This is a genomic window from Kineococcus sp. NBC_00420 (assembly GCF_036021035.1).
Taxonomy (GTDB): domain Bacteria; phylum Actinomycetota; class Actinomycetes; order Actinomycetales; family Kineococcaceae; genus Kineococcus.
Genome location: NZ_CP107930.1, coordinates 4,686,279 through 4,703,478, shown reverse-complemented (window position 1 = coordinate 4,703,478; position 17,200 = coordinate 4,686,279). Strand labels below are relative to the sequence as shown.

General features: G+C 73.0%; 14 protein-coding genes and 1 tRNA gene. 8 read left to right on the top strand and 7 right to left on the bottom strand.

All coding sequences use genetic code 11. The features are described 5' to 3' along the window. Positions 1 to 143 precede the first annotated feature (143 nt). Genes OG218_RS23010 through OG218_RS23000 form a run of 3 tightly spaced genes read left to right on the top strand, consistent with a single transcriptional unit; the run spans position 144 to position 5,739 of the window. The gene (locus tag OG218_RS23010; RefSeq protein ID WP_328295543.1) at positions 144 to 1,637 is read left to right on the top strand and encodes a DUF3375 domain-containing protein; all 1,494 of its coding nucleotides are present in this window, start codon (positions 144 to 146) and stop codon (positions 1,635 to 1,637) included. After that, positions 1,634 to 2,341: a DUF4194 domain-containing protein gene (locus OG218_RS23005; protein ID WP_328295542.1), complete on the top strand. Its 708-nt coding sequence runs from the start codon at positions 1,634 to 1,636 to the stop codon at positions 2,339 to 2,341. Before OG218_RS23010 ends, OG218_RS23005 begins: the two co-directional genes overlap by 4 nt. Beyond that, positions 2,338 to 5,739: an ATP-binding protein gene (locus OG218_RS23000; protein ID WP_328295541.1), complete on the top strand. Its 3,402-nt coding sequence runs from the start codon at positions 2,338 to 2,340 to the stop codon at positions 5,737 to 5,739. Before OG218_RS23005 ends, OG218_RS23000 begins: the two co-directional genes overlap by 4 nt. Here the strand turns inward: OG218_RS23000 and OG218_RS22995 are convergent, their stop codons facing one another. Further along, complete coding sequence (locus tag OG218_RS22995; RefSeq protein WP_328295540.1) at positions 5,740 to 6,222, bottom strand: MarR family winged helix-turn-helix transcriptional regulator; 483 nt, start codon at positions 6,220 to 6,222, stop codon at positions 5,740 to 5,742. 69 nt (positions 6,223 to 6,291) lie between these two features. Between OG218_RS22995 and OG218_RS22990 the strand changes: the two genes are divergently transcribed. After that, on the top strand, positions 6,292 to 8,337 hold the full coding sequence (locus OG218_RS22990) for an MMPL family transporter (RefSeq protein WP_328295539.1): 2,046 nt from the start codon (positions 6,292 to 6,294) through the stop codon (positions 8,335 to 8,337). Here OG218_RS22990 and OG218_RS22985 read toward each other — a convergent pair. The 3 genes from OG218_RS22985 to OG218_RS22975 are packed head-to-tail and all read right to left on the bottom strand — an operon-like array spanning position 8,289 to position 10,998. Then, positions 8,289 to 9,380, bottom strand: a complete 1,092-nt coding sequence (locus tag OG218_RS22985) for a bifunctional RNase H/acid phosphatase (RefSeq protein ID WP_328295538.1) — start codon at positions 9,378 to 9,380, stop codon at positions 8,289 to 8,291. The two genes, OG218_RS22990 and OG218_RS22985, sit on opposite strands and share 49 nt — an antisense overlap. A gap of 2 nt (positions 9,381 to 9,382) precedes the next feature. Further along, a complete protein-coding gene (locus tag OG218_RS22980) occupies positions 9,383 to 10,126 on the bottom strand; it encodes a zinc ribbon domain-containing protein (protein WP_328295537.1) in 744 nt (247 codons plus the stop codon). Between the two features lie 8 nt (positions 10,127 to 10,134). After that, positions 10,135 to 10,998, bottom strand: coding sequence for a Nif3-like dinuclear metal center hexameric protein (locus OG218_RS22975; protein ID WP_328295536.1), 864 nt, complete (start codon positions 10,996 to 10,998; stop codon positions 10,135 to 10,137). Between the two features lie 46 nt (positions 10,999 to 11,044). Between OG218_RS22975 and OG218_RS22970 the strand changes: the two genes are divergently transcribed. After that, positions 11,045 to 11,117 (top strand) — tRNA-Val (locus OG218_RS22970). A 2-nt stretch (positions 11,118 to 11,119) separates the two neighbouring features. Here the strand turns inward: OG218_RS22970 and OG218_RS22965 are convergent. Continuing rightward, positions 11,120 to 11,587, bottom strand: a complete 468-nt coding sequence (locus OG218_RS22965) for a redoxin domain-containing protein (RefSeq protein WP_328296284.1) — start codon at positions 11,585 to 11,587, stop codon at positions 11,120 to 11,122. Positions 11,588 to 11,592: 5 nt separating this feature from the next. Continuing rightward, complete coding sequence (locus OG218_RS22960) at positions 11,593 to 12,021, bottom strand: DUF3052 domain-containing protein (RefSeq protein WP_380157175.1); 429 nt, start codon at positions 12,019 to 12,021, stop codon at positions 11,593 to 11,595. A 200-nt stretch (positions 12,022 to 12,221) separates the two neighbouring features. On the opposite strand from OG218_RS22960, the gene fdhD reads away from it, so the two are divergent. From fdhD to OG218_RS22945, 3 genes are all read left to right on the top strand, one after another. Further along, the gene (fdhD, locus tag OG218_RS22955) at positions 12,222 to 13,106 is read left to right on the top strand and encodes a formate dehydrogenase accessory sulfurtransferase FdhD (protein WP_328295534.1); all 885 of its coding nucleotides are present in this window, start codon (positions 12,222 to 12,224) and stop codon (positions 13,104 to 13,106) included. A 135-nt stretch (positions 13,107 to 13,241) separates the two neighbouring features. Next, the gene (gene aceE / locus OG218_RS22950) at positions 13,242 to 15,938 is read left to right on the top strand and encodes a pyruvate dehydrogenase (acetyl-transferring), homodimeric type (protein WP_328296283.1); all 2,697 of its coding nucleotides are present in this window, start codon (positions 13,242 to 13,244) and stop codon (positions 15,936 to 15,938) included. Positions 15,939 to 15,956: 18 nt separating this feature from the next. After that, the gene (locus OG218_RS22945; RefSeq protein WP_328295533.1) at positions 15,957 to 16,394 is read left to right on the top strand and encodes a hypothetical protein; all 438 of its coding nucleotides are present in this window, start codon (positions 15,957 to 15,959) and stop codon (positions 16,392 to 16,394) included. A gap of 1 nt (position 16,395) precedes the next feature. Here OG218_RS22945 and OG218_RS22940 read toward each other — a convergent pair whose 3' ends face one another. After that, the gene (locus OG218_RS22940; RefSeq protein WP_328295532.1) at positions 16,396 to 17,088 is read right to left on the bottom strand and encodes a hypothetical protein; all 693 of its coding nucleotides are present in this window, start codon (positions 17,086 to 17,088) and stop codon (positions 16,396 to 16,398) included. Positions 17,089 to 17,200: the final 112 nt, after the last annotated feature.

Sequence of the window (17,200 nt, the reverse complement as noted above, 5' to 3'; positions counted from 1 at the left end):
GGCGAGCCGCCGCGCTCACCCGTTCGGCCCACCGTCCCCTCCAGTCCCCCTCCTGTCCCGCCCCGCGGGGCACGTTCCGTCCGAGCTCTCCCCTACGGTTCTCCGAGCACCACCGCAGACCGCAGGACATGGATCGGGGACCGATGAGCAACATCCGCGACGACCTGGCGCGCGCCACCCAGGCGTTCGCGCGGCCGACGCTCAACCTCCTGCGCCGCCCCAGCGGTCCGCTGGTCGTCGCCGTCCTGACGTGCGCCTTCGGCGGGCAGCGCACCCGCATCCCCGCCGACCGCTTCCACGCCCAGGTCCAGGGGCTGCTGGAGGAGGTGGCGCTGCACGGCCACGAGATCCCCGACACCCCCTCGCGCGAGCTGGTCCGGACCTGGGTCCGCGAGCAGTGGCTCTCCCTGGCCCCCACGGGCGAGGACGGCGAGGAGGAGTACGCGCTGACCTCGCACACCCAGGACGCGATGGAGCAGGTCTCCCGCCTGTCCGGGCAGCGTGTCCTGCTGGGCGAGTCGCGCATCCGGACCATCCTCGAGGTGGCGCGCCGGTGCGCCCTGGAGGCCACCCAGGACCGCGACGTCCGCGTGCAGCGCCTCGACGAGCAGATCCGCCACCTCACCCTGGAACGGGACCGGCTGCTGGCGGGGGGCGAGGTGGAGCACGCGTCCCGGGAGCAGATGCTCGGGGAGTACCTCAACCTCGAGGACCTGCTCTCGGCCCTGCCCGGCGACTTCCTGCGGGTCTCCGAGGAGGTCCGCCGCATCCACCGCGAGATCGTGGGCGACTTCCGCGCCGAGACGCGCCCCTCGGGTGACGTCCTCGACGACTACCTGCGCCGGGCCGAGGAGATGCTGACGGAGTCGATGTCCGGGCGGGCGTTCGCCGGTGCCGTCGAACTCGTCCGGGACGAGGCGACGGCCCGCGCGCTGGGCTCGGACCTCACCTCGATCCTCGACCACGACTTCGCCGCGGACCTGAGCTCCGAGCAGCGCTCGGCGTTGCGGACGACGCTGGAGACCATCGCGGAGGGCATCGAACTCGTGCTGGAGCAGCGTCGGCGGTTGTCCGCCTCGTTGCGTTCGCACATCCTGCGCCACGACCCGCTGCGCGACCGGGAACTCGACGACGCGCTGCGCGCGGCAGCGGACGCCCTGACGGGGTGGGTCGCCACCGCCGGGCCCCGGGCCACCCTCGACCTCGACCTGCCGGTGCCCGCGGCCCGGATCGCGATCACCACCCTGCGGACCCGCCTGCACGACCCCGCCGACGACGCCAGCCCCCCGCCGTTGCGCGAGCACGTGGACACCCCCGCCGCGTCGTCCTCGCTGGAACAGCTGAAGCGCTGGGGCGGACCGGACTTCGAGCGGTTGCGCGCCGCCCTGACCGGAGGGCGCGAGGACGGGGTGACCGGCACCGGCGAGCTGTTCGACGAGCTCCCGGGCGACCTGCGCCGTCCCGCCGACCTGATGGGGTTGCTGCACCTGGCCGTCTCCGCCGCCGGCGGTGACCCGGACACCTCCCCCGGCGCCACGGTCTACACCACGACCCGCCCCGACGGCGTCGTGCACCGCTTCCGCGGCCCCGACCTGACGTTCGCCACCCCTGAGCAGGAGATCGAGACCCCCGCATGAGCACGCCCGAGGACGAGTGGACCGACGCCGAACCGGAGGCCCTCGAAGCGCTCGACCAGGGGTCGGAGACCACCCTCGACGAGGACGGTCTCTTCCCGGGCGACACCGGCACCCTGCCGCAGGCGGTGCGGGCGGTCCTGGTGCAGCTGCTGAAACGCCGCTACCTCTCCGCCGAGGCGCACCCCCGACCCTGGCGGATCCTGCTGGAGCACCAGCGGGCGGTCCGGGCCCGGCTGAACGACCTGTTCCTCGACCTCGTGATCGACACCGACCACCAGGTCGCCTACAAGCAGCAGGCGGCCGCCCGTGACGGCCAGCGGTTCCCGACCCTGCTCTTCGACCAGCCGTGGTCGCGGGAGGAGACGATCCTGCTGATCTGCCTGCGCCGCCTCGCCCGCTCCCGCGCGGCCTCCGGGGAGGCCCAGGTGTTCGTCGAACGCGCCGAACTCGTCGACGAGGTCGGCCACTTCCGGCCGTTGAGCAGCACCAACCGGGCCCGTGACGAGCAGCAGGCCGCGACGGCCGTCGACAGCCTGCTGCGCCAGGAGGTCCTGCTGCGCACCGGGACGGAGAACCGCTACCGGGTGTCCCCGATCCTGGAACTCCTGCTGCCCGTGGACGTCGTCCAGCGCATCGTCGCCCGACTCACGGGCCCCGAGACCCCCACCCACGATTCGCCCGAGGCCCTGCAGGAGACGCTGTGAACGACGGACCGATGATCCCGGGGCTGGCCCTGGCCGGTGCCGGTCACCAGCAGTGGCACGTCGCCCACGTCCAACTGGTGAACTGGGGTGGTTTCGACGGCTACCACCGGGTCGAGTTCGACCCCCGGGCGAACCTCATCACCGGCGCCTCCGGCACGGGGAAGTCGACCACGCTGGACGCCTACATCGCGGTCATGATGAACACCACGACCGCGTTCAACGGCGCCAGCAACGACGCCACCACGGGCCGCGCCCGTTCCTCGACCCAGCGCAACCCGCTGTCCTACGTGCGCGGGAAGCTCGACGAGGTCCTCGACGAGGACACGGGCAGGAACCGCGACGAGACGTTGCGCGGTCGCGACGCCGGTGGGAACGCGACGAACGCCTGGTCCGGTCTCGCGTTCACGTTCCGGCACACCGGAGGTCAGAGCGTCACGACGATGCGGCTGTACTTCGCGCCCGCGTCGGCGAAGGACCCGCGCGACGTCAAGGACCACCTCGCGGTGTTCCGCGGCGACTTCGACCTGCGCCTCGTCGAACCCTTCGCGGAGCGCCGCTTCGACCACAAGCTCCTGCGCCGCCAGTTCAGCGGCCTGGAGTTCTACGACTCCTACTCGAAGTTCGCCGCCTTCCTGCACCCCCTGCTGGGCATCGGCGCCGACGGCGACGGCACCGCCGCGATGAAGCTCCTGGGCCGCATCCAGGCCGGCCGCGAGGTCGTCTCCGTCGACCAGCTGTACCGGACGATGGTCCTGGAACGCCCCCGCACGTTCGAGGCCGCCGACGCCGCGATCACCCACTTCACCGACCTCGAGGCGACGTACGAGACGATGAAGACCGCCGAGGAGCAGATCACCATCCTCGGCGAGGTCCCCCGGCTGCACGCCGAACTCCGGGGCGCCCGCGAGGCCATCGCACTCGTCGACGCGCTCGACGTGGTCGGGTCGTCGCGCCACAGCGTGTTCGGGGCGTGGGTCGCCCGCACCGAGCGCGACCTGCTGGACGTCGAGGTGCGCCAGGCCAAGGCCGTCGCCGACGAGGCCACCGAGTCGCTGCGAGCGGCCCGCGCGGCGCGTCTCGCGGTGGACCTGCAGCTCGACGACACGAAACGGCTGCTCGAGGCCCAGGGCGGTGGCGCGCTGGAGACCCTCGGGCTGCAGGTGAAGGCCGCCGAGCAGGAGCACGCCGACACCGAGGCCGCCTGGAGGCGGTTCGCCGAGCACACCCGCGTCCTCGGGGAGCTCCCCCGGGACCAGGCCGGGTTCACCGCGCAGCAGCGCGCCTCCGCCGACTTCCTGCGCGAACTGCCCGCGACCCTGCAGCGCCTCGACGAGCAGAGCCGGGCCCTCGACGAGTCCGCCGCACCGGACCTCGTCGACCGGCAGCGGCTCTTCGCCGAGCAGCGCTGGTTCTCGCAGCGCTCCGACCTCGTCCCCCACGACCTGGACGCGGCCCGCAACGCCATCGCCGACCAGCTCGGGATCGCCCCGCAGGACCTCCCCTTCGCCGCCGAACTCCTCGACGTCGCCCCCGAGCACGAGCAGTGGCGCAGCGCCGCGGAACTCCTGCTCGGGGGTTTCGCCCGGACCCTCGTCGTCGAGACCTCGTTGCGTTCCACCTTCCGCGAACGCGTCGACCAGCTCCGGCTGCGCAAACGGGTGCAGTTCCGCTTCGCCGAGGCCCACCGCCCGGTGCCGGACCTCGACCCGGCGACCCTCGTGGGCAGGCTGCGGGTCGCGGAGGACTCTCCCTACCGGGGGTGGCTCACCGCGCTGCTGGCCCAGGACTTCCCCCACCTCGCGGTCGAGGGGCCGGACGCCTTCCGCGACGACCGCGTGCGGCGCATCACCCACGCCGGTCAGGTGCAGAACGGCGACCGGGGCGCGCACGGCGGGCAGGACGGCCTGCGGGCGATCCTGGGGTTCTCACCCCAGGCCCTGCTGCAGCGCATCGGGGACGAGCTCACGGACGTCGACGCCCGCCTCGCGGGACACCTGCAGCGCCAGCGGGACCTCGCCGGGCAGCGGGAGTCCCTGCTGCGCCAGGAGAAGGCCCACCAGCGGCGCGGGGAGGTCCGCTGGGCCGAGATCGACACGGCGGCGACCGCGGGTGCCATCGCGCGACGCCAGGCCGAGATCGACGCCCTGCTCGCCACGAACGACCAGATCGGGGTGCTGGGCGCCGAACGCGACCGGCTGGAGTCCGAGGCCGACCTCGCCCGGCAGGTCGAGGCCTCGGCGAAGGTCGCGCGCAGGTCCGGCGAGAAGGTCTGGGGCGACCTCGTCGCCGTGCAGGACGAGGTGAACGACCTGCTCCTCGAACTCGAGGAACGCGGCGTCGGCGTGACCGAGGAACAGGTGGCCCACCTGGACGGCCTGCACCAGCGGTACCGGACCGAGGACACCCTGGAGAACTTCCGCCGGGTGCAACCCAAGATCCAGCAGGCCACCTCCGAGGGACGGGTCGCCGCCGTCGGGCGCGAGGCGGACGCCGCCGCCCGCTTGGAGCGCGCCTTCCGGGCGTTCCAGAGCCGCTGGCCGCAGCCGAACCTGGGCCAGGGCGTCGGCTCCTACGAGGGGTACCGCGAGATCCTGGACGAGCTGACGAAGCAGGGACTCGCGGCGCGGGCCGAGGAGTTCCGGTCCCAGGTGCTCAGCTGGTCCAGCGACGACCTGCTCACCCTGCAGACGAGGTTGCGCCAGGCCGGCGCCGAGATCGTGAACCGGCTGGCCCCGGTGAACGAGATCCTCGCCGGCCTCCCGTTCGGGCCGCACCAGGACCGCCTGCACATCGAGGTCCAGCCGCAGGTGATCCCCGAGGTCGCGGTGTTCCAGCGGGAACTGCGCGAGCTGGCGTCGGGCACGACGCGGATCGACGACCCCGCGGCCGTCGAGGCCCGCTTCCTCGCCCTGCGCGGGTTCATCGACCGCATCCGCAGCGGCGCCGGGGCGGCCTCGGAACGCGAACTGCTGCTCGACGTCCGCAAGCACACCTCGGTCCGGGCGCTGCGGGTCGACGCCGAGACCAGGGCGACGCTGAGCATCTACGACCACCTCGGTGGCAAGTCCGGCGGCGAGGTCCAGGAACTCATCGCGTTCATCGTCGGTGCCGCGTTGCGCTACCAGCTCGGGACGAGCCGCAACGCCCTGCCCGTCTTCGCCCCGGTGTTCCTCGACGAGGGTTTCGTGAAGTCCGACGGCGAGTTCACCGCCCGCGGGGTGAACGCCTGGCGCGGGCTGGGGTTCCAGCTCGTCATCGCGGCGCCGCTGGACAAGGTGCCGGCCATCGAACCGCTGATGCAGCGGGTCATCGAGGTGACCAAGACCCCCGGCGGCTACGCGAAGGCGATCACGCTGGTCGATGCCGACGCCGACGCCGACGCCGCAGGGGTGAGCTGATCAGAGCTCGTCGTGGTGCTCCGTGAACGCCCGGCCCATGCCGGTCAGGAAGCGGTGCACCACGTCGAGCTCGGCGTCGTCGAACTGGTCCATCACCGCGGTGGAGCGCCGGCCGAGGGGTCCGAAGAACTCCTGGGCCAGAACCTGGCCGGGTTCGCCGTAGCGCAGGAACACCTTGCGGCGGTCGGTGTCGCCGCGGTCGCGGCGCAGGTGGCCGTGCCGTTCGAGGCGGTCCACCACGCCGGTCGCGGCCCCGGTCGTCACGTTCAGCAGACCGGCGAGCTCGCCCGCGGTCAACGGGTCCCCCGCGCCTTCGCGCCGCATCACGTGGATGAGGGCCTGCAGGTCGGTGGGGTGCAGGCCGTGCCGGGCGGCGAAGGCGTGCGCGATGCGTTCGGAGACGCCCACCAGGTCGCGGAGGTCGTCGACGACCTCCTGCTCGCGGCGGGCGCGGGGAGTGTCTCGGGGCCGGTACATGCTCATCGGTTTGCCATCCTACTCCTCGACCGGTAGACATCTCAGTCACTGAGAGATTCACTGAATGAGGTGACCATGCGTTTCCTGACCGGCCGTCTGACGGCGTGGCTCGTGCTGCTCGCCGCGGTCCTCCTCGCCGGTGGGGTGAACGCCTTCGGTGGCGAGGCCCCCGCGGGCACCTCCGCGACCAGCGGGCCCCCCGCCTCGGCGGAGTCCGTCCGCGCGGCGGAACTCGCCGCCACCCTCCCCGACGACGGGGCCGGGAGCCTGCTCGTCGTCTACTCCCGCGACTCCACCCTCACCCCCGCCGACCTCGCCACCGCGAGCGCCCTGGGGACCCCGATCCCCAGCGAGGACGGGCAGGCGGTGCTCGTGACCGTGCCCGTCCAGGTCGACGTCCCCCGCGAGGAACTGGCCGCCACCGTGACGGACCTCCGCGCCCGGGTCGCCCGCGACCTGCCGGCCGGGCTCACGGTCGAGGTCACCGGTGGGCCGGCGTTCAGCGTCGACATCGCCGACTCCTTCAGCGGCGCGAACACACGGCTGCTGCTGGTCACGGCCGCGGTGGTGGCGCTGCTGCTGCTCATCACCTACCGCTCCCCCGTGCTGTGGCTGATCCCGCTGGTCGTCGTCGGGATCGCGGACCAGGTCACCACCCGGTTGCTGGAGATCGTCGGGCGCCTCACGGACTCCCCGGTCGACCCCTCCGCGACCGGCATCACGAGCGTCCTCGTCTTCGGCGCCGGGACGGACTACGCCCTGCTGCTCATCGCCCGCTACCGCGAGGAGCTGCGTCGCGAACCCGACCGGCGCGCGGCGATGCGCAAGGCCCTGCGGGGGGCCGGGCCGGCGATCGCCGCGAGCGCGACCACCGTCGTGCTCGCGCTGCTGACCCTGCAGGCGGCCGTCCTGCCGGCGGACAAGACCATCGGCCGCGACGCCGCGATCGGGATCGTCGTCGCCCTCGTGTTCGGGCTGCTGGTGCTGCCGAGCGCCCTCGTGGTCTGCGGACGACGGTTGTTCTGGCCGTTCGTCCCGACGGTGGGCTCGGTCGAGACGACCCGCACCGGGGTCTGGGCGCGGATCGCCGGGGCCGTCCTGGCCCGCCCCACCCGCATCGTCATCGGCTCCGTGGTGCTGCTCGGGGCGCTGGCCACGGGGCTGACCGGCGCGTCGCTGGGCCTGCAGCAGACCGACCAGTTCCGGGTCTCCGCGGAGTCCGTGGACGGCTCGCGCACGCTGTCGGAGCACTTCCCCGGCGCCGCGGCCGAACCCGCGCAGGTCCTCGTCCGCGGGGACGCGGGGAAGCTGGGCGCGGTGCTCGCCGCTGCCGAGGGTGTGACCGGCGTCGACGGGGTCAGGCCGGGACGCACCGCGGACGGGGTGAGCGAACTGCTCGCCACCCTCGACGCCGAACCGGGGTCGGCGCAGAGCCGGGAGACCGTGGAGCGGCTGCGGAGCGCCGTGCAGGCCGTGGCCCCGGACACCCTCGTCGGCGGTACGGAGGCCGAGGCCCTCGACACCCGGACCGCGACGGTCCGCGACCTGCTGGTCGTGACGCCGCTGGTGGTCCTCGTGGTGCTCGTCGTCCTGATCGCGCTGCTGCGCTCCCTGGTGGCCCCGTTGCTGCTCGTGGTGACGGTGCTCGCGACCTACGCCGCCGCGCTGGGGGCCGCGAACCTGCTCTTCACCCACGTCGCGGGGATGCCGGGCCTGGACAACCAGGTCCCGCTGCTCTCGCTGCTGTTCCTCGTCGCGCTCGGGGTGGACTACAACATCTTCCTCGTCACGCGGATCCGGGAGGAGACCCCGGAGCTGGGGACGCGGGAGGCGGTCCGGGTCGGCGTCGCGGTCACCGGTGGGGTGATCACGAGCGCCGGGATCCTGCTGGCCGCGGTGTTCGCCGTCCTCGGCGTCCTGCCACTCATCGTCCTGACCCAGATCGGGGTCGTCGTCGGCATCGGCGTCCTGCTCGACACGCTGCTGGTGCGAACGGTCCTCGTGCCGGCGCTGTTCGCCCTGCTGGGCCACCGGGTGTGGTGGCCCAGCGCGCTCGACTCCTCGGACGAGCGTCAGACGCGGTTGACGGCCAGCACCTCGGACGTGCCGTCGGCGCGGTAGCGCAGCAGGGTGCGCGAGCCCGGGTCCACGTGGATCCGGCGCTGCATCCGCCCGTCCACCCCGAGGACGGAGCGGAGCAGCACCCGCAGCGGGTCGCCGTGGCTGACCAGGACGACCCGCTTCCCGGCCCAGCGCCGCAGGAGCGCGTCGCGGGCGGCGAGGACCCGTCGTTCCACGGTCAGCAGGGACTCCCCGCCGGGCGGGGCCGCGTCCGGGGAGTCGTTCCAGGCGGCGAACTCCCGGGGCCAGCGCTTGACGACCTCACCGGCCGTCAGGCCGTCCCACTCACCGAAGTCGGTCTCGTCCCACTGCGGGTCGGTCACGACGTCGACACCGAGGGCGTCGGCGATGGCCCGCGCGGTCTGCTGGGAACGGCGCATCGTCGAGGAGACGACGACGTCGGCGCCCGCGACGTCCCTGCAGGCCGCGGCGGACCGCACTTCGGCGAGGCCGCTCTCGGAGAGTTCCGGGTCCTCGCCGTAGCGGCCGGAGACCCGGCGCTGCTCGGTCAGCAGGGTCGAACCGTGGCGCACGAGGACGAGGACGGTCGGCGCTGCGTCGGGGTCCGCCGCAGCGGCGGAACCGCCGGAGGCGGCCGCCGGGGCGACGGTCGCGCGCTGCCACTGCCGGCCCGCCGCGGCCGCGTCCATGGCCTCGTTGGCGAGACGGTCGGCGTGGGAGTTCTGCGCCCGCGGGATCCAGCCGAAGTCCACCAGACCCGGCCGGACCAGCGCGCGGGCCTCCTGGGCCAGGGTGCGCATGTCGGCGTGCTTGATCTGCCAGCGTCCCGACATCTGCTCCACGACGAGCTTGGAGTCCATCCGGACCTCGATCCGCGCGTCCGGGTCGATGGCGTGCGCCGCCCGCAACCCCGCGACCAGTCCGCGGTACTCGGCGACGTTGTTGGTGGCCCGCCCGATCGACTCCGCGACCTCGGCGAGGACCTCACCGCTCGTCGCGTCCTTCACGACGGCGCCGAAGCCGGCCGGTCCCGGGTTGCCCCGGGAGCCGCCGTCGGCCTCGATCCGCAGCACGCGGGCCATCCTCAGAGACCCGACTGGTCCGTGCGCACGAGGATCCGCCCGCACTCCTCGCAGAACACGATCTCGTCGGAGGGCGAGGACCGGATCGTGGAGATGTCGGAGGCGTTGAGGTCGAGGTGGCACCCCTCGCACCGACGGGCCCGCAGCATCGCCGCACCGACCCCGCTGCGGGGTGCGCGGACCTTCTCGTAGAGGGCCACGAGGGCGTCGTCGATCCCCATGACGATGGCCTGGCGGCGCGCCAGGGTGGCGGTCTCCTCACCGGCGATGGCCGCGAGCGCCGCGTCGCGACGTTCGGTGACGTCGGCGATCTGCTCGGCGAGCTCGCTGTCGGTGGTGGTGAGCTCGGCCGCGGCGAACTGGACCTGCTCGAGGCGCTCCATGACCACGAGCTCCTCGTCCTCCAGCACCCCCTGCCGGCGTCCGAGGGACTCGAGCTCGTGCTCCAGGGCGGCGGCGTCCTTGGCCGAGACCCCGCCGGACTGCAGCCGCTTGGTGTTGCGGTCGGCGCGGTCGCGGACCTGCGCGACGTCACCCTCGGCCTTCGCGACCAGTCGTTCGACGTCGCTGACGAGGGTGCGGGCGGCGACGAGCATGTCCGCCGAACGACGGCGTTCCTTCTCGAGGCCGTCCAGCTCGACCTGCTCGGGCAGCGTCCTGCGACGGTGCGCGAGCTGTGCGAGACGGGTGTCGATGGCTTGCAGGTCCAGCAGTCGCTGCTGGTCGATCGCCGGAGCCTTCGGCATGCGCCGGCTCACTCTCCTCGGCTGGGGACGCGCAACGTCCAGGGGTCGGTGCGCGTGGTGGACACGTGGGCGACCACCGTACGGCCGAGAGCGGCCAACGCCACCACCAGGCGGTCCGCGCACCCCGCCAGCCACGGCCACTCGCTGGCCCAGTGGGCGACGTCGACGAGGTACGGGCGCCCGTCCTCGAAGCCCGCCCGCTCGCGGGCCTCGGAGGCGGGGTGGTGGCGCAGGTCGGCCGTGACGTAGACGTCGGCGCCGCTGGCCCGGACCTGGTCGAAGAGGCTGTCGCCCGATCCCCCGCAGACGGCGACCCGCTGGACCATCGCGTCGGCGTCCCCCGCGACGCGGACGCCCTGCTCGGTCTCGAGCAACGCCTGGGCCACGCGGTCGGCGAAGTCCCCGAGCCGTTCGGGGACGGCGAGGTTGCCGACGCGACCGATCCCGAGCTCCGGGTGCCCCGGCAGCGGGTCCAGCGGGACGAGGTCGTCGAGGTCGAGGACGCGCGCGAGGGCGTCGGAGACGCCGGGGGCGCCGGCGTCGGCGTTGGTGTGGGCGACGTAGATCGCCAGTCCGGAGCGGATCGCGCGGTGCAGGACACCGCCCTTGAACGTCGTGGCCGCGATCGAGTTCACCGGCCGCAGCAGCAGCGGGTGGTGGGTGACGAGCAGGTCCGCCCCGGCGGCGATGGCCTCCTCCACGACGGCCTCGACGGGGTCGACCGCGAAGTGGACCCGGCGCACCGGCACGCTCGGGTCACCGCAGACGAGACCGACGGCGTCCCAGGACTGCGCCCATTCCAGCGGGTGCATCGCCTCGAGGGCGTCGGTCACCTGGCGCAGGGTGGGGGGCTCGCCGTCCGGGGAGATCACGGGGGCTGACCCTAGCGGTCGGGCGGGCGCTACGGTGGTCCGGTTGGGGCCTGTAGCTCAGTTGGTAGAGCACCGCGCTTACACCGCGGCTGTCGTCGGTTCGAGCCCGGCCGGGCCCACCTCAGAGCTGGTCGAGCGCGCTCAGGTGCGTCGCCAGGGACCGGGGCGCGCCGAGTTCCCCGCGCAGGCTCCAGCGCACGGTGTCGTCGACGACCAGCAGCGACACGCGCTGCGACACGCCGAGGTCCTCGTCGAAGGCGCCCAGGTCGCGGGACACCGTCCCGTGCGGCCAAAAGTCGCTGAGCAGCGGGAAGGGGTAGAACCGGTCCTCGGCCCAGGCCTTCAGGGACGTCACGGGATCGCAGGACAGCGCGGCGACCTGCACGCCCGCGTCGTCGAAGCGCTCGATCTCGAAGGCGAGGGAGCCGAGCTCGGCCGTGCAGTGCGTCGAGAACGCGGCCGGCACGAGGACCAGAAGCGCGGGCCCCTGGGCCCACAGCTCACGCAGGGCCAGCCGCTCGCCGTGCTGGTCTGGCACCACCGCGTCCGGGACGGGGAAGAGGTCTCCCCGTCCCGGCGTGGTGCGCAGCTCGTTCAGCGACGGCCGTTCTTCGGCGTCGTCATGCGTGTCCCCGCCCAGTTGGCGGAGGCGCTCACGCTCGTCGTCGCGTGCAGGCCCGCCGTGGGGGCCGCTTCGTCGATCTCGGCCGCGGGGACGTGGCCCGCGCGGTTCTTCTTCGGCGTCAGGAGCCAGACGATGCCGCCGTCGGCGAGGTTGGTGATGGCGTCGACGAGTGCGTCCACCAGATCACCGTCACCCTCGCGGTACCAGCAGATCACGACGTCCGCGACGTCGTCGGCGTCCTCGTCGAGCAGCTCGCTGCCGACCAGGTCCTCGACGGCCTGCCGGAAGTCCTCGTCGACCTGCTCGTCCCAGCCGAACTCCTGGACCAGTTGCCCGGACTTGAAGCCCAGCTTGGCCACTGCAGCCTCATCGGCCGCAGGGTCCGCGGTCGCACCCACTCGTGTTCCTGCCTCTCTCAAGGCCCCACTCCCGGTCGGTGGGGACGCTGAACGTGCTCGTGACCTCCTAGTGCACCGGAGAGTGCACCCCCAGCGCAAGGCGAACCGCCCGCACGGTGGGATCACGACCCCATCACGACTCGTCCACCGATGCCGCGGCGGGGGCTGCCGGGAGGCCCCGGGGGTGGCACTCTGAGCACGTGGGAAGGGTCACCGTCCGTACGCGCACCGTCCGTCTCGACCTCGCCGAGGGGTCCGCCAGCGCCCGCCCGGACACCCTCGCGGTCGAGGAACCGCTGCAGCTCGAGGTCGACGGCGAGCAGCTGACGGTCACGATGCGCACCCCCGGCGACGACGTCGACCTCGCGCTGGGCTTCCTGCACGCCGAGGGCCTGCTGACCGGCGCCGACGACGTGGTCCAGGCGATCCACTGCACCGACGTGGGCCCCGACGGCGAACCGACGTACAACCTGCTCCGGATCACCGCCCGTCCCGGCAGCCGGCTCGCCGGTCCGCGGGTGGCCCGGCCCTTCACGACGACGTCGGCCTGCGGGGTCTGCGGCTCGGCCAGCGTCGAGGACGTCCTCGCCCGCGTCCCCGCCCCGCTGCACGAGGACGCGGTCGCGCTGCGCACCGACGTCCTCGCCGTGATGCCCGACACGTTGCGCGCGGCGCAGGCGACCTTCGAGCGCACCGGCGGGCTGCACGCGGCGGGACTGTTCGACGCCGACGGCACCCTGCTCTGCCTGCGTGAGGACGTCGGCCGGCACAACGCCGTCGACAAGGTCGTCGGCTGGGGCCTGCGGGAGGGGCGCCTCCCGTTGCGCGGCAAGGTGTTGGTCGTCTCCGGACGCGCGTCCTTCGAACTCGTCCAGAAGGCCGCGATGGCCGGGGTGCCCGTCCTGGCGGCGGTGTCCGCCCCCTCCTCGCTCGCCGTCTCACTGGCCCGGGAGGTGGGGATGACGCTCCTGGGTTTCGTCCGTCCCCCGCGCGCCAACGCCTACTCCCGGGAGGACCGGCTGGTCCCTCCCGGGGCGCCGGAGGAGACCGGGGTGGGTCGGTGTCCGACGTCGGTCCTAACCTGAGTCCAGGAAGAGCTGGGCCCCCGCGGCTTCCAACCGGACCGCGGGACCCTCGACGACAGCGGGAGGACCACCACCGTGGCCAGACGCGATGAGGCGGGCAACGGCCCCGCCGGCAAGGGACCCATCCTCAACGGGATGCCCTCGCAGTTGCCGGACATCGACCCCGAGGAGACGGCCGAGTGGCTCGCCTCCCTCGACGGCGTGGTCGACGACCGCGGGAGCACCCGAGCGCGCTACCTGATGCTGCAGCTGCTGCAGCGCGCCCGTGAGCGCCAGGTCGGCGTCCCGAGCCTGACGGCGACCGACTACATCAACACCATCGGCCCCGAGAGCGAACCCTGGTTCCCGGGCGACGAGGACGTCGAGCGCCGCTACCGCGCCTGGATCCGCTGGAACGCGGCGGTCATGGTGCACCGCGCGCAGCAGCCGGGCATCGGCGTCGGCGGCCACATCTCCACCTACGCCTCCTCCGCGACGCTGTACGAGGTGGGGTTCAACCACTTCTTCCGCGGCAAGGACCACGCGGGCGGTGGCGACCAGGTCTTCATCCAGGGCCACGCCTCCCCCGGGGTCTACGCCCGCGCCTTCCTCGAGGGCCGCCTCAGCGCGGAGCAGCTCGACGGCTTCCGCCAGGAGGTCTCCAAGGCCCCGAACGGGCTGCCGTCCTACCCCCACCCCCGGCTCATGCCGGACTTCTGGGAGTTCCCGACGGTCTCGATGGGTCTCGGCCCGGCGAACGCGATCTACCAGGCCCAGTTCAACCGGTACCTGCACAACCGCGGCATCAAGGACACCTCCCAGCAGCACGTCTGGGCCTACCTCGGCGACGGCGAGATGGACGAGCCGGAGTCGCGCGGCTTCGCCCAGCTCGCGGCCTACGAGGAGCTCGACAACCTCACGTTCGTCGTGAACTGCAACCTGCAGCGCCTCGACGGCCCGGTGCGCGGCAACGGGAAGATCGTCCAGGAGCTCGAGGCGTTCTTCCGCGGTGCCGGCTGGAACGTCATCAAGGTCCTCTGGGGCCGTGAGTGGGACACCCTGCTGGCCCAGGACAACCAGGGCGCCCTGGTGAACCTCATGAACGCCACCCCCGACGGGGACTACCAGACGTTCAAGGCCGAGAACGGCGCCTTCGTCAAGGAGAACTTCTTCGGGCGCGACCCGCGCACGGCGAAGCTCGTCGAGGGCATGTCCGACGACGAGGTCTGGAACCTCAAGCGCGGCGGCCACGACTACCGCAAGGTCTACGCGGCCTACCAGGCGGCGGTGAACCACACCGGTCAGCCGACGGTCATCCTGGCCAAGACCATCAAGGGGTACGGCCTCGGGCCGCACTTCGCGGGCCGCAACGCGACCCACCAGATGAAGAAGCTGACGCTGGAGGACCTCAAGCTCCTGCGCGACTCGCTGCGCATCCCGATCAGCGACGAGCAGCTCGAGAAGGACCCCTACCGCCCGCCGTACTACCACCCGGGTGAGGGCGACGAGTCGATCCAGTACCTGCGCAAGCGCCGAGCCGACCTCGGCGGGCCCGTCCCGCAGCGACGCGTCCAGCACGCTCCGCTGCACCTGCCGGGCGAGGACTCCTACAAGATCGCCGCCAAGGGGTCCGGCAAGCAGGAGATCGCCACCACCATGGCCTTCGTCCGCCTGCTCAAGGACCTCATGCGGGACAAGGAGTTCGGCAAGCGCGTCGTGCCCGTCATCCCCGACGAGGCCCGCACCTTCGGGATGGACTCGCTGTTCCCGACGATCAAGATCTACAACCCGCACGGGCAGCAGTACACCTCCGTGGACCGCGAGCTGATGCTCGCCTACAAGGAGGCCACCGACGGGCAGATCCTGCACGTGGGCATCAACGAGGGCGGTTCGATGGCCGCCTTCACCGCGGCCGGGTCGTCCTACGCCACGCACGGGCAGCCGATGGTCCCGATCTACGTCTTCTACTCGATGTTCGGGTTCCAGCGCACGGGCGACAACATCTGGGCCGCGGCCGACACCATGGCCCGCGGGTTCATGATCGGCGCGACGGCGGGACGCACGACGCTGACGGGTGAGGGCCTGCAGCACGCCGACGGCCACTCGCTGCTGCTCGCGGCGACGAACCCGGCGGTCGTGTCCTACGACCCCGCCTACGCCTACGAGATCGGCCACATCGTCAAGGACGGTCTGCGCCGGATGTACGGCGAGGACCCCGAGAACGTCATCTACTACCTGACGGTCTACAACGAGCCGATGATCCACCCGGCCGAACCGGCGGACGTGGACGTCGAGGGCATCCTGCGCGGCATGCACCGCATCTCCGTGGGCGAGGGCGACGGTCCCCGGACCCAGCTGCTCGCCTCCGGTGTCGGCGTGCCGTGGGCGCTGGAGGCCCAGCAGCTGCTGAAGGACGACTTCGGCGTCGTCGCCGACGTGTGGTCGGTGACGAGCTGGAACGAGCTGCGCCGCGACGGCCTGGAGAGCGACGAGCACGCGTTCCTCAACCCCGGTGAGGAACGTCGGGTGCCCTTCGTCGAGCAGAAGCTCGGGGAGACCACCGGCCCCGTCGTCGCGGTCAGCGACTGGATGCGTCAGGTGCCCGACCAGATCGCGCAGTGGGTCCCGGGCGACTTCGCCTCCCTGGGAGCCGACGGGTTCGGCCTGTCCGACACCCGCGCGGCGGCCCGTCGCCACTTCCACATCGACGGCCCCTCCGTCGCGGTCCGGGCCCTGGAGATGCTCGCCAAGCGCGGCGAGGTCGACTGGCGCGCACCGGGTCAGGCCATCGAGAAGTACGAGCTGCACAACGTCCGTGCCGGGCGCAGCGGCAACGCGGGCGGCGAGAGCTGATCCGGCGGTGACCACGCGATGAGCAGCCGGCAGCTGCTGCCCGAGGAGGTGGGGATCACCGTCCTCGGGCGGTTGCTGCTGGTCGGTCTCGGCGCCGGCGCGCTCATCGGGGGCGCGACCGGCGCCGTCCTCGGTGCGGGGACGGCGAGCGGCCCCTGGACCGAGGTGTACGTCTACCTCGGAGTGGTGGTCGGGCTCTTCGCCGGCGTGCTGACCCAGTCCGTGACCGCTCTCGTGGTGCACCTGGTGCACCACCGCGTGGCGTGGGGGACGGTGCAGCGCAGCGCCCTCGTGCCCCCCGTGCTGGCCTCGGGTGTCCTCGCGGTGCTGGCGGGCGATCCGCTGCCGGCCGACCTGGGCCTCGCGGGCGCCGTCGCCGCGGTGTCCCTGGCCGCGGTGGCGGCCGTCGCCACCGTGCGGTGGTGCCTGGCCCCCTACCCGCGGCCCCGGTGGTGACTCAGCGGCGCGCGCGATCCGCCCGGGCCAGGGCGTCCTCGAGCTCCGTGCGCAGCTGCACGACACGGCCGGTGTCCGGGTGGTCGGCGAGCGCCTTGAGGTGACGCCGCGCCTCGGCGAGGCGACCGGCGTCGATCGCGGCCGCCACCAGGTGACGGCCGGCGTCGAGGTCGTGGTCGCGCGGGCGCCAGTGCCCGACGCCGAGACTCAGGGCCTCGTCGTTCATCCCGGCCTCGCGCAAGCCCGCGAGCGCCGCGGCCAGGGCCTGTCCGCTGGTGTCGCGGTCGGCCGCGATGCCGAGCCGACGCAGGGCCGCGTCCCGGTCGTCGGTCAGCGAGAGCCGCCCGAGCACCAGCAACGGTCGCCACGCCCTGGGGCTCTGGGCGAGTTCCTCCGCGAGGGCCCACACCGCGTTGTCCGCGGCGCGCTGCACCTCGGCGGGGTCGGGGGTCGCGTCCTGCGACTCCCGTCCGCTCAGTTCCTCGTGGGCCAGGGCGGCGCGGGTGCGGACGAGCTCGGCCAGGGCGGCGAAGGCCCGTTCGTCGTTGGGGTCCTCGCGCAGCACCTCGCGCAGCTGGGCCTCGCCCAGCACCGCCTCGGCCTGCTTCGCCCGTCGACGCGGACGGCGGCTGGTCGGGCGGGCATCGGGAACGGTTGCGGGGCGCGGCGTGCGCCACCTGTCGAGCAGTCCCATGCGTCCCCTTCCGTGGACCCCCCGGGGAACGTCCCCGGAGGTCGTCGGGCGGGTCACCCGGGCTGACCCTAGCCCAGCCGGGGGAACCCGGCCCCTCGCGTGCACCCGGCAC